The sequence below is a fragment of the Mitsuaria chitosanitabida ATCC BAA-476 = NBRC 102408 genome, assembly GCF_001598255.1.
GTDB lineage: Bacteria > Pseudomonadota > Gammaproteobacteria > Burkholderiales > Burkholderiaceae_C > Roseateles > Roseateles chitosanitabidus.
Map to the genome: position 1 here is coordinate 269144 of NZ_BCYP01000006.1, position 12622 is coordinate 281765.

10 protein-coding genes are annotated in these 12622 nt (G+C 72.8%); 5 read left to right on the top strand and 5 right to left on the bottom strand.

The window, feature by feature from the left end:
- Positions 1-74 precede the first annotated feature (74 nt).
- On the bottom strand, positions 75-3329 hold the full coding sequence (locus tag MCHT01_RS04165) for an autotransporter outer membrane beta-barrel domain-containing protein (RefSeq protein WP_148661370.1): 3255 nt from the start codon (positions 3327-3329) through the stop codon (positions 75-77).
- A 149-nt stretch (positions 3330-3478) separates the two neighbouring features.
- A complete protein-coding gene (locus MCHT01_RS25990) occupies positions 3479-3724 on the bottom strand; it encodes a hypothetical protein (RefSeq protein WP_148661371.1) in 246 nt (81 codons plus the stop codon).
- Between MCHT01_RS25990 and MCHT01_RS04170 the strand changes: the two genes are divergently transcribed.
- From MCHT01_RS04170 to MCHT01_RS04180, 3 genes are all read left to right on the top strand, one after another.
- Complete coding sequence (locus MCHT01_RS04170) at positions 3723-4382, top strand: response regulator (protein WP_067063081.1); 660 nt, start codon at positions 3723-3725, stop codon at positions 4380-4382. The two genes, MCHT01_RS25990 and MCHT01_RS04170, sit on opposite strands and share 2 nt — an antisense overlap.
- Positions 4379-5740 (top strand): sensor histidine kinase, encoded by a 1362-nt coding sequence (locus tag MCHT01_RS04175; protein ID WP_067062704.1) that lies wholly within the window; start codon positions 4379-4381, stop codon positions 5738-5740. The genes MCHT01_RS04170 and MCHT01_RS04175 overlap by 4 nt, the downstream gene beginning before the upstream one ends.
- A gap of 118 nt (positions 5741-5858) precedes the next feature.
- A complete protein-coding gene (locus MCHT01_RS04180) occupies positions 5859-6443 on the top strand; it encodes an outer membrane beta-barrel protein (protein ID WP_067062706.1) in 585 nt (194 codons plus the stop codon).
- A 42-nt stretch (positions 6444-6485) separates the two neighbouring features.
- Here MCHT01_RS04180 and MCHT01_RS04185 read toward each other — a convergent pair whose 3' ends face one another.
- From MCHT01_RS04185 to MCHT01_RS04195, 3 genes are read right to left on the bottom strand one after another with little or no spacing between them, the layout of a single operon-like run.
- Positions 6486-7703 (bottom strand): sulfurtransferase TusA family protein, encoded by a 1218-nt coding sequence (locus tag MCHT01_RS04185; protein ID WP_084451873.1) that lies wholly within the window; start codon positions 7701-7703, stop codon positions 6486-6488.
- The gene (locus MCHT01_RS04190) at positions 7669-8529 is read right to left on the bottom strand and encodes a phosphate/phosphite/phosphonate ABC transporter substrate-binding protein (protein ID WP_245643149.1); all 861 of its coding nucleotides are present in this window, start codon (positions 8527-8529) and stop codon (positions 7669-7671) included. The genes MCHT01_RS04185 and MCHT01_RS04190 overlap by 35 nt, the downstream gene beginning before the upstream one ends.
- Before the next feature lie 55 nt (positions 8530-8584).
- Entirely contained in the window at positions 8585-9700 is a 1116-nt protein-coding gene (locus tag MCHT01_RS04195; RefSeq protein WP_067062747.1) for an acyl-CoA dehydrogenase family protein, read from the bottom strand.
- A 380-nt stretch (positions 9701-10080) separates the two neighbouring features.
- Here MCHT01_RS04195 and MCHT01_RS04200 point away from each other — a divergent pair, with 380 nt between their 5' ends.
- Positions 10081-10962, top strand: a complete 882-nt coding sequence (locus MCHT01_RS04200; protein WP_067062757.1) for a substrate-binding periplasmic protein — start codon at positions 10081-10083, stop codon at positions 10960-10962.
- 161 nt (positions 10963-11123) lie between these two features.
- Positions 11124-12611 (top strand): mercuric reductase, encoded by a 1488-nt coding sequence (locus tag MCHT01_RS04205; protein WP_067062760.1) that lies wholly within the window; start codon positions 11124-11126, stop codon positions 12609-12611.
- The last annotated feature ends 11 nt before the right edge of the window (positions 12612-12622 follow it).

The following is a 12622-nucleotide window of genomic DNA, read 5'->3' on the forward strand; positions in this document are numbered from 1 at the left end:
ATCGGCAGCCTCGGCAATGAGAAAGGCCGGCCAACCCCTTCCAGGGCTGGCCGGCCTTTTCATTGGTCAGCCCGTCAGAACGCGATCGTCGCGCCCGCGTTCACCGAGGTCTCGGTGCGCTGCGAGCGGGCTTCGCCGCTGATGCCGGCGTACAGGTAGGCGCTGCGCGTCAGCAGCCAGGTGCCCGTCACGTTGCCTTGCACGAAGGCGCGACCCACTTGCGGGGCCTCGATGGTCGTGGCCACGCCAGCGAGCATCGCCCGCACCGTCGGACGGGTCAGGCTGCCGCTGTCCTGGCCGACCGCCACCGTGCCGCGGAAGGTGTGCGACGCGATCATCGGATCGGTCGCCGTCGAGGCCACCGTCAGGCCGGCCGCGACGCGCGTGCCGCGCATCGACAGCGCCGCCAGGCTCAGCGCCGTCGGCGACGCCGCGCCGGCACCGCCCTCGACGCCGGCATCCCGTTTGACCCGCTGCACGCCGACGCGCGCGAAGGGCTCCAGCGTCAGGCCCGCGACCGAGTACGACGGCGCGCGAAGGCCCAGGCCGGCGAAGCTCTGGCTCGTGCCCAGGTCGGTGCTCAGCGCGCCGCCGTAGGCGATCGCGTCCAGCGCCTGCAGCGGGTTCGCGCGGCCGGTGCGCGAGTGTCCGTTGCCATGACCCAGCTGCGCGTCCACCGTCCAGCCGCCGACGGCCTGCTGGCCGTAGACCACGCCCAGGTTGTCCTCCAGCGAGCCCGTGCCGCCCGACGAGGCGCTGACCTGCGAGGTCGACTGCACGATCGCCACGCCCGCGCGGGTCGTCTCGGACTGCAGCAGGTCCACGCCCAGCGTGAACTGGTTGCGCGAGCCGCGCGTCGAGGACGCGACCGCGTCACCGGTGGTGCGCGCGTCGCCGGTCGCGTAGTCCAGCCACAGGCGGCTGTTGCCGGCGACGGTGAGGTGCTTGGACACGGCGCCCATCGCGCCTTGTCCCGCCGCGCCCTGCGCCGCGGCCATCGCGCCGTGGATCTCGCCCGCGACGCCGGCGATCGCGCCGTCGAACTGCGCGCCCGTGAGGCCGAGGATGGTGTTGCTCAACTGCTGTTGCGTCGCCGAGGCCGTGCCCGCGTCGACCGCCGTCAGCAGCGTGTCGATCGCCTGCGCCGCCGAGACCGCATTGCGGTTGAGACCGCGACCCGTGCCGTAGTCCGCGAAGGAGGTCGGCACCACGCGCAGGTCGATCGCGCTGGCGCCGCCCGCGCCGTAGACCACGCGCAGACGCGTGCCCGCGGCCAGGCCGCCGGGCTGCGTGATCGACGCGAAGCGCGTCGCGCCGATGCCGCCCTCGGCGGTGACGATGCGGAAGCTGTCGCCCAACTGCGGCACGTACGGCGTGTAGGTGCCCAGGCCCGAGATCGCGGTCAGGTTGACCGTCAGGGTCGCGCCGTTCGCGTTGAAGCGCGCGCCGCTGCCGACCAGGTTGACCTGGTCGTAATGACCGGCGCCGTTGCCGGCGCTGATGCCGTTGATGTCGACCTCGAAGATCGCGCCCGCGGCCAGGTTCACCGGGGCGTTGACGGTGAGCACGCCCGGCGAGTTGCCCGGCGAGAACTTGCCGCCCGAGGCCACCGTCACCGGGCCGCCGATGACGCCGCTGCCGTGCAGCGTGCCGCCGGACTGCACCGCCACGCCGCCCGCGAGGCGGCCGTTGACGCTGACCAGCGCGCTGTTGCCGATGGTCGTCAGGCCGGTGAAGGTCTGCGTGTTGGCGATGGTCATCGAGCCGCCCGTGACCGTCAGGCCACCGGTGCCGCTCATCACGCCGGTGAAGCCGCTGGCGTTGTTCACCGTCAGCGTCCGCGCGCCCAGCACCACGTTGCCGGCGCCGCTCAGCGTCTTGACGCTCGCGCCGGCGGTCGTGCCGGAGATGTCCAGCGTGCCGGCGTTGGCCAGGCCGCTCGAGGCCGCCACGCTGCCCGCGCCGGACAGCGCCAGCGTCGCGCCGGACGCGATGCTGGTCGCGCCGGTGTAGCTGTTGACGCCCGACAGCGTCTGCGTGCCGCCCGCGATGCTCACGCCGCCGGTGCCGGCGATCGTGCCGCCGAAGCTGCCCGAGGCCGCCGTCAGCGTCAGGCCGTTGGCGCCCAGCGCGACCTGGCCGTTGCCGGTGATCGCCTTCAGGCTCACGCCGCCCGACGCCGCGCCCAGGTTCAGCGTGCCGGCGACGTCGACGCCGCTGGAGCTGGCGATGCTGCCCGCGCCGGACAGCGCCAGGGTGGCGCCCGCGGCCACGGTCGTGGCACCGGTGTAGGTGTTGACGCCGGTCAGCGTGACTGTGCCGCCGGTACCGGTGATGTGGACCGCGCCCGCCGTGCCGGCGACCTCGTCCGAGATCACGCCGCTGAGCGTCGCCGAGGTGCCGTTGACCTGCAGCGTGCCGCCCGCGCCGCTCACGGTGAAGTTCTGCGTCAGCGCCATCTGCGGCGCGTCGATGTTCAGCGTGCCGCCCTTGAAGGCCGGGTTCAGCGTGGTGCCGAGCTTGCTCGCCGCGAACGAACCGGCGCTGCTGTCGATGTCCGTGGGCTGCGGCGTGCCGCCGCCGCCGATCTGCTGCTGCTGCGCCAGGTAGGCGATCAGGTTGTCGGTGAAGGCCGGGGCCAGGTAGCCGTTGGTCAGGAAGTTGATGTCCAGCACCGAGATCACCGTGCCGGTGGCCGCGTTCCCGAGCGTGCCCACGCCCCAGGCGGCCGCGGTGCAGGCGCTGGTGATGCAGGCGCCGTTGCCGACCGTGGCGAAGGTGCCCGAGCCGGCGAAGGTCACGCTGGACGTCGGGTTGTTCACCAGGAACTGCGAGGCGATCGTCTCGGCACCGGGGCCGTAGCCGCCCATGGTCACGCTGCCGGCGCCCAGGCCGGTCAGGAAGCTGGCGATCTGAGGGTCGCGCGTCGGTGCGGCGCCGGGGTTCTCGCCCATCAGGAACAGCGTGCCGCCGCCCTGCAGGTAGCTGGTGAGGGCGCCCGTGTAGGCGCCGCTCATCGCGCTGTTGTAGCCCAGGTCCCAGATCTGGTCGTAGCCGGCGAGGCTGGCCGGCAGCGCGCCCACGCCCATCACGGTGGTGGTGTTGCCCGCGACGGTCTGCCGGTCGGTCAGCGCCGCGGTCGTGCCGCTGTACGCGCCGGTGTCGACGATCAGCACGTTGAGCGCGTTCGCGCTGAAGGCGGCGCCCAGGCCCAGGGTCAGGGCAGCGGCGCGGACCAGATGCGCGCGACCGGACAGCGCGCAGACACCCGCCGACACCAGTTCTCCAGCGAGACGGGTCAGGCGATAGCTCACAACATTCAAATGCACGGGGAATCCTCTTGGACTGCGGGAAATGGGGACGCCGGGTCGCGTGAAGCACCTGGGGTGGTGGTCGGCGTCCGAGGTGCCGAGGCGTCGACCGGACTTGCCGGCGGCCTCGCAAAGGGTGCGCGCATCGTAGGCAGGCGGGGGACGCGTCAAGCACCGATGTGGCGTGCATCCACGATGCCAACGTGCGTTCTGGCCGCTTCCAGCCCCTTCGTTTCTTCAGCTGACTGAAGCTTGTTGCGGCGATGATGCAGCGTCCCGCAGACGCCCTGCGAACTACCAAAGACTTCCGGTGAATTGGCAAAGAAGCGTCGCTCCGAAGACGCGTTCACGACCATCCCTCGACCTTCCCACGACGCTTCGACGATGGCGCCCCACGACGGCGCGATGCCCATGCACATTCTTCTGATCGAGGACGACCTCGACCTGGGTCGCGCGCTGCAAGCCGCGCTCCGGCTCGAAGGCCACAGCAGCGAATGGCTGCGCCGCGCCAACGACGCGCCCCACCAGCTCGATCCCGGCGCCCAGGACGCCGTGCTGCTCGACCAGACCTTGCCCGGCGGCGACGGCCATGCGCTGCTGACGCGCTGGCGCCGGCAGGGCAGCGCGGTGCCCATCATCGTGATCACCGCGCGCTCCGCCTTGCAGGACCGGCTCGCCGGCTTCGACGGCGGAGCCGACGACTACGTGGTCAAGCCCTTCGAGATGCCCGAGCTCATCGCCCGCCTGCGCTCGGTCCTGCGCCGCAGCGCGCACCAGGCCAGCGACACCTGGCAGCTGGGCGCGCTCACCATCGAACCCCTGCGCCGGCGCGTGCTGCTGGACGGGGCCGAGCTCGCGCTCTCGCCGCGCGAGTACCAGCTGCTGGTCGAGCTCGCCCGCGAGCGCGGCAACGTCGTCGCCAAGCATGTGCTCGCGCAGCGCCTGTCGCCGCTGGGCGATCCGCTGGACTTCGGGACGCTGGAGGTGCACCTGGCCAACCTGCGGCGAAAGATCGGCGCATCGCGCATCGGCACCGCGCGCGGCGTCGGCTACTGGCTGGAATGCGCATGAGGGGCTGGCTGCAACCGACGCTCTCGCGTCGGCTGATCGGCGCGCTCATGGTGGCCGTGCTCTTCTTCGCCGTCGTCGTGCTCGCGCAGGACCAGCTCGACATCGACGAGCAGATCGCCACCAACCCCGGCGTGCGGCAGACCGGTCTGCCGCTGGCCGCGGAGCTCGACGAGGTCGACGATCCGGTGGAGGCGGCGCGCATGGTCGACCACCTCGCGCGCGTGTTCAACCGCCAGCGACAACCGTCGGAGGTCCAGACCGGCCGACTGCTGTTCCAGCTCTACGACCGCTCGGGCCGGCTGCTCTACGCCTCCGCCGACGCCGATCCCATCGCGCGGCCGGGCGTCGGCGAGCAGGTCCTGGCCGGTCGCAACCACTGGACCTGGCGCCACGACGGACCGCGCTGGTCGCTGCGCATCGCGGAGCCGGCCATCTCGCGGGGCGCCTTGTTCCGCTTCTCCTGCTGGGAGCTGGTCAAGGTGATGCTGCCGGCCTTGCCGCTGATGCTGCTGCCGATCTGGCTGGCGGTGCGCACCGGCATGCGGCCCTTGCGCCGGTTCACGCGCCGCATCCGCGAGATGGATGCCGGCCAGGCGCTGGCGCCGCTCGGCATGGACCTGCGCTACGCCGAACTGCGGCCGCTGGGGCAGGCCTTCGACACGCTGCTGCTGCGCCTGCGCGAGCGCCTGCAGCGCGAGCAGGCCTTCGTCCACGACGCCGCGCACGAGCTGCGCACGCCGCTGGCGGTGATCGCCGCGCAGGCGCATGTGCTCGCGCACGCGCGGGAGCCGGCGGCGCGCGCCGAGGCCTCGGCGGCGATGTCGTCCGCGATCGCGCGCAGCGCCCATCTCGCGCAGCAGCTGCTGGATCTGGCCGCACTCGACGGGCGCGCGTCCGCGCCGCCCGATGTCGTCGACCTGTCGATCCTGAGCGCGCAGCTCCTGGCCGCCCAGGTCGGTCTTGCGCGAAGTCGGGACATCGCGCTCTCGCTGGAGGCTCCCGAGAAGCTGCCGGCGCGGCTGGATCGCGCGGCCTTTCAGTCCATCCTTCAGAACTTGCTGGACAACGCGCTGCGCTATGTCCACGAGGGCGCGCGGATCGAGATCGAGCTGAGTCCGATCGCGTCCGATGGCCTGCGCCTGGTCGTCGCCGACGACGGCCCGGGCATCGACGCACAGGACCACGCCAGGATCTTCGATCGCTTCTGGCGCGGCAGCGGGCACGACCAACCGGGCTCGGGACTCGGCCTGGCGATCGTGCGACAGGCCGCGACGCGACTGGGCGGACACGTCAGCGTGGGGACGGGCCTGGACGGGCGCGGTATCCGCTTCGAGTTGACCGTGCCGGCTTCGGTGTAGCGATCGCGGCCGGCCCTGGCATCGGGTCCGTCCGCGGAAGGGGGCGATCTTGGGCGTTCATTAAGGCGCGCGTTTCCAGAATGAGCGCGTCAATCCCGACAGCCTTCCGAAAGCACCTGTGACGTCGACTTCGCATCGCCTCCTCGCGATCCTCGCGCTGACCCTGACCGCCTCCGCCGCCAGCCCGGCATGGGCCCTCGAGCCCTACGTCGGCCTCTCGCTCGCCACGCCCGGCGAGGCCCGTCTGCAATCCGGTTCAAGCGCCGCGATCAAGAACAGCAACAACCCGACCGCCGTCCGGCTCTACGGTGGCCTGAAGCTCACGCCCGAGTGGTCGGTCGAGGCCGGCTACGGAGCCTTCGGCAGCTGGCGCTTCACCGATCCCGCCTCGGGGCCGCTGGACCGGGCGCGCCTCTCGTCGAACGTCTTCACGCTCGCGGGCCGCTACACGCTGGCGCTGGACGACACCTTCTCGGTCTTCGGCAAGGCCGGCGTGGCGCTGAACCGCTTCCGCTTTCGCGACAACCAGGGCCAATCGATCAAGGACAACATCACGCGGCCGATGTGGGGCCTCGGCGTCGAGGCGAAGCTGAGCGACCACCTGTCCATCCCGATCGAGTTCGAGTCCTTCGGATCGAGCCGCACGCAGCTCGGCCGCTTCAACCAGCGCAAACTGGAGATCGGCGCGCGCCTGCAGTTCTGAGGCGGGCCGGCTCGGACCGCTCGGCGGCGGCGCCGGGGCCGCTCACATGAAGTTCCGCGTGTGCAGCCCCGCCAGCCGCTCGGCTTCCGCCGGCGCGAAGCCCAGGCGCGCCAGCCGCGCCTTGCGGCCGACGGCCATCTCCGCCTGCAGGCGCTGGACCGCCTCGTGGCCGCGCGCGATCGCGGCGGGCGCCAGCGATCCGGCCGCCAGCAGCACCAGCGCGTCGAAGACGTGCTCGTTCAGGCCGGCGGTCGCTGCGAGCTCGTCGTAGCGGGTCTCGATGGCGTTCCTCAGCGTGGCGACATAGCCCGGCGAGGTCGCCACGCGATGCTCGACATGCGCCATCCCGAAGGCCACATGACGCGCCTCGTCGCGCGCGGTGAGGCGCGCGATCTGACGCGTCACAGGATCGGGCGCGTGCTCGTGCAGGAAGTTGAGCAGGTTGACGAAGCTGCCCTCGCCGAGCACCGACAGCAGGAAGGTCGCCTGCGAGAAGTCGTGCGCCTCCAGCAGGGTCTTCAGCGAGGCCTGCCCACCCGCGCTCGAGCGCGCCGGCCCGCGGCCGCGCAGCGTCGCGCGGCGCGTGAAGACCTCGACATGCCGAGCCTCGTCCGCGCACTGCAGCGCGAGCAGCTGCATCACCTCCCGGTAATGGGGGTGGATGCGGCCCAGATGCCGCGCCGGCACGAGCAGCGCGGCGTTCTCGTTCTCGATCAGGTAGGTCATGAGCTGCACGACCGCGGCCTCGATCTCGTCGGGCGGCACGGTCGGGTCGGCCCAGGCGATGGCCTGTTCCGGATCCCACTGCGCGGCCGCGGCCTGCCGGTAGAGCGCGCCCGCCGTCGCGGCCCACAGCTCGTCGCGGCGCGTCAGCGTGAAGTCGAAGCGCGGGCCGCCGGCCTCGACGGTCGCGCCACGCGCGGCGAGGCCCCACGCGAGCGAGGCCTCGGCCGCCGGCAGCTCGCCCTCGCCGAGCAGCGCCGGGCCGGTGGACAGCGCGTCGCGCCATCGGCCGTCCGCCTGCGCCGAGCGGGTGATCCAGGCCTCGCACCGGCCATCGGCGCGTTCCTCGACGCTGAGCTCGTGCCCCTGATGCCGGCACCAGGCCGCCAGGTGCAGCTGCCACGCCGGCGCGCGGCCGCGCACGCGCAGCACGTCGCCGGGCGCGACCTCGTCCAGCGCGCGCCGCACCAGCAGCAGCGCACCCTGGTCGAGCCCCAGCGCCTCAATATCGATAGTCGGCGGCGAGGATGCGTCCATCGGCGGCATAGAAGGCCTCGTCATCGACCGCGCGCGCCAGCAGCGCATAGCCGCTGGTGCGGCCGGGCCGCCAGGCGCGCAGGCCCTCGAGCTCCAGCAGCGGTCGGACCTGGGGATCGTCCCAGCGCATGGACAGCAGCAGCTCGGTGAAGCGCGCGAGCGCCGGCGCCGGCGCGCCGGGGCTGGTCGTGAAGTTGCAGTGGTCGAAGAGACCGGTGGTGGCGAGGATCCGCGTGCCGCCGGCGGGCAGCGTGCCGTCCAGGCCGAAAGCCAGGTGGTTGCCGTCGATCAGGCAGCAGGCGTCGACCTCGCCGGCGAGCATCGCCTTGGCGGCGTCGCGCTCGCCGCCGATGTGGTCGCCATGCTTGCCGCCCAGCACGTCGAAGCGCCGCACCTGGAAATCGCGTCCGCCGACCAGCCCCTGCTGGCGCAGGTGGTCCAGCGGGATCAGCGTCGCCTGCGGCGAGTCGATCGCGCCCACCGCGAGCGTGCGCCCTCGCAGGTCGCTCACCGCGCGCAGCGGCGAGTCCTGCCTCACCACGATCACCGAGCGCAGGTCGCAGTCGGTGTCGCGCATCGCGATCGCCTCGACGGCGACACCGCGCGCGGCGGCGATGCGGCGCGCGCGCTCCCAGGCCAGCGGCGAGTTCCAGGCCAGATGGATCTGGCCGTCGAACTGCGCCTGGACCTGGCGCTCGTAGTTGGAGAAGAGCAGGTAGTCGAAGGCCAGGCCATGTCCGGCGAACCACGCCTTGAAGCCTTCCCAGATCGTGACCACCTTGGGCGCGTAGGCCACGGCCCCCATCAACAAGGGTTCTGATTGCAAGTGCGTCTCCCTGGATCGGTCGCGTCGTCCCGGGCCTCGTCGAGGCCGCGGGCGCTCAGAACAGCGGCAGGCCGGTGACGGCCTTGCCGATGAAGTCGTACAGCACGTCCGAGGTCGGCCCCATCACGCTGGCCGCGCGCGCGTCGCGGAACAGGCGCTCGATGCCCGCTTCCTTGCGGAAGGCCGCGCCCCCGCACACGCGCATCGCGATGTCGGTGACCTCCAGCGCCGTCTCGGCCGCCGCGGCCTTCACCTCCAGCACCCGCAGCATGGTGTCGGGCCGTCCCGCGGCGATCGCGGCGATGGTGTCCTGCAGCAGCGTCCCGGCCATGTCGGCCTTGATGCGGCCGCGCGCGAGATAGGCGCGGATCGTCGGCAGGTCCGCCAGGGAACTCTCGAGGTGCTGCAGCCGCGTCTGCCCGACGTGGCCGGCCGCGCGCATGATCGCGCCCTCCATCAGCCCGACCGAGCAGGCCGCGCTCAGCACGCTGAACCAGGGCAGCACCACGCCCATCATGGTGTCGAAGCCGTGGCCGTCCTCGCCCAGGCGCCTGTCGGCCGCGATGAGGACCTCGGTCGCGGTGATCGGCGTCGACGCATTGCCGCGCAGCCCCAGGCCGTCGAAGCCGCCGGGCTGCACCAGGCCGTGCGTGCGCGCGTCCACCAGCCACAACGTGCTGGCGCCCTCGGCGGCCAGCGGCCGGCTCGACCAGACGTAGCTGTCGGCCTCGAAGGCGCTGGTGACCCAGCTCTTGCGCGCGTCCAGCATCACCTGCGCGCCCGTGCCGCGGGCGGTCCCGGCCGGCGCCCAGAAGTGGCTGCGCGAGGCGGCCTCGGAGAAGGCCAGCGTGCTCAGGTGCCGGCCGGCGGCGATCTCGCGGCGCACGGCCTCGGGCCCCTGGGCCTCGATCACGGCGGCGGCGCAGTAATGCATGCACACGACCATCGCGGTGGACGGGCAGTCGCGGGCGATGCGGCCGACGACCTCGGCGGCCTCGCGCAGGCCGGCGCCCTGGCCGCCGACGGCGGTCGCGGAGACCAGCCCGAGCAGGCCGGCGCGACCCAGCGCGTCGATGGCCTCGCGCGGGAAGCGGCCCTCGCGGTCGGTGCGGATGGACAGCGGTTCGATGACGTCGCGGACGACGACGTCGGCGGTGTCGAGATGGCTCATGGAATCCCTCTGCGGTTGCGGTGGCGCGAACGCCGTGACGACGCGACCTCCGGCCGCGACGGCGGAACTTCAGGGTGGGGTGAGCCAGGGATCCGACGCCCGCTGGGACCGTCGCGGGCGACGGTCCTGCTGCCCGCACGGGGCAAGCACGAGTCCGGGTCCTGCTCCGATCCCGGGGCGGCTCGGCGGGCGCTGCGCGCCGCCGACGTCCCCATCGGACAGACGCCCCAGGGCAGGGGCGGGCGAGGCCAGTCTAGGGGTGTGGCGCCCGACGCGTCAACGACGCTCGCATGAGGGGGGCGCACGGCCCGAGTCGCCCAGGTGAAACGGGTACGCTCGCGCTTGCAGTACCTTTGGCGCCGCCGCCGCCAACCGATCCCATGAACAACAACACGGAGACAGACGGGTCCCTCGCGCCTTCCTCGCGCGGGCCCGACTCCGCGCGCCCGTCGCGTGCCCGGCGGGCGCTGATCGGCGCCGCCGCGCTGGGCCTGGCGGGCCTGGGCGTCATGAGCGCCTCCGGCGCCAGGGGCGCGACCCACGCCGCCCCGGCGGCCCGTGTCATCCGGGCCCTGATCGAGAGCTGGCCCCCCTACCTGTACCGCGACGCCGACGGCACCGTGCGCGGCCTGGACGCGGCGCTGCTCGAGGCGATCGCCCGGCAGGCCGGCTACACGGTCACCTGGATCGAGGCGCCGCCGCAGTGGCGCAAGCGCCGCTACCGCGAGCTGCTGGCCGACCAGTTCGACGTGATCTTCTCGGCCACGCCGTCCCCCGATCTGTCGAAGTCGGTGATGTACACCCGCAGCTATCGCAACGAGGTCATGATGGTCGCCGCACCCGCGCGGCACGACGCTCAGCTCGACAGCTTGCGCGGCTTCGAGGATCTGCTCGCGCATCGGGTGCGCTTGCTCCACGTCGAGTCCAAGGGCCTGGGCGCCGACTTCGAGGCCCATCGCGCGCGGCTCGACGCGGCCGGGCTGCTGATCCCCTATCCGACCTCGCGCCAGGGCATCGACATGCTGCGCCTGGGCCGCGCGCCGCTGATCCTGGGCGACGCGCTGGACCTGGAGACGCAGGCGCGGCTCTCGTCGCTGCGGCTGATCCGCCAGCCCTACGGCTACAGCGCGCAGCCGGTCAGCCTGATGCTGAGCCGGCGGCGACTGGACGAGGCGGATCTCGCCCGCCTGGACCAGGCCATCTACACGCTGGAGCAGCGCGGCACGCTCGGCGCGATCCGCAAGCAGCACGGCCTGCCCTGAGCGGCCGAGGCCGTCCCGCTGGTCGGCACGGCCGGACAGGCCGGTGGGACGGCGCCGCGCGGGAGGTCCGCGCCGCGTACCCCGTCCCGACGACGCGCGCGAGGCGGCGCCGTCAGGCGCCGGTGGCAGACTGGGCGCCGCCGCAATCACCAGGGGCCGTCATGAGCGATTCCTTCGACGCCATCGTCATCGGCGCGGGCCAGTCCGGCCCGCCGCTGGCCGAGCGCATGTCCCGGGAGGGCTGGCGCGTCGCCGTGATCGAGCGCTCGCGCGTGGGCGGCACCTGCGTGAACACCGGCTGCATCCCGACCAAGGCGCTGGTCGCCAGCGCCCATGCGGCCTGGGTCGTGCGCGAGGCCGCCCGCTGGGGCGTGCGCGCGACCGAGGCGTCCGGCGTGGACCTGGCGGCCGTGATGGCGCGCAAGGACCGCATCTCCGGCAAATCGCGGCAGAACGTCGAGGCCTGGCTGCGCGGCATGGCGAATGTCGAGCTGGTCCGGGGCCACGCCCGCTTCATCGACCCGCACACCCTCGAGGTCGACGGCCGCCGGCTGCGCGCCGACCGCTTCTTCATCAACGTGGGTGGCCGCCCCGCGCAGCCCGGCGTGGAGGGGCTGGACAGCGTCCCCTGGCTCACCAACGCGTCGATCATGCGGCTCACCGAGCTGCCCCGCCATCTGGTGGTGGTCGGCGGCAGCTACATCGGGCTGGAGTTCGCGCAGATGTTCCGGCGCTTCGGCTCGGCCGTGACCGTCGTGCAGCGCGGACCGCAGCTGGTGCCGCGCGAGGACCCCGACGTCGCCGAGGCGCTGCGGGCGCTGCTCGAGGAGGAGGGCATCGCCATCCGCACTGGCGCCGAGTGCGTGCGGCTCGCGCCGGCCGCGGGCGCCAGCGGCGGCGATCGGGACGGTCCCGGTCGTCTGGGGCTTCCCGCCGGCCCGTCGCCGAGCGGCGACGGCGTCAGCGCCGACGCGCAGGCCGGCGACATCGCGGTGCACGTCGACTGCCAACGTGGCGATCCGGTGCTGCGCGCCAGCCACGTGCTGGTCGCGACCGGCCGCCGACCCAACACCGACGACCTGGGTCTGGAGCAGGCGGGCGTGCAGCTCGACGACCGGGGCAACATCGTCGTGAACGACCAGCTCGTGAGCAGCGTGCCGCACATCTGGGCCCTGGGCGATTGCAACGGCCGTGGCGCCTTCACGCACACGTCGTGGAACGATTTCGAGGTCGTCGCCGCGAATCTCTTCGACCGTGAATCGCGCGGCGTCGGGGATCGGCTGGTGACCTATGCGCTCTACACCGATCCGCCGCTGGCGCGCATCGGGATGAGCGAGCGCGAGGTGCGCGCCAGCGGCCGCCCGGCGCTGATCGGCACGCGGCCGATGACGCGCGTGGGCCGCGCGGTGGAGAAGGGCGAGGACAAGGGCTTCATCAAGATCCTGGTCGACCGGGAGACCCAGGCCATCCTCGGCGCCAGCATCCTGGGCGTGGACGGCGACGAGGCCATCCACTCGCTGCTGGACGTGACCGTGGCCCGGCGGCCCTGGACCGAGGTCATGAAGGGCGTGCGCATCCATCCGACGGTCAGCGAGCTGCTGCCGACCGTGTTGCAGTCGCTCCAGCCGCTGCCTCCCCCGTCGCCCTGAGCGCCCCCTGA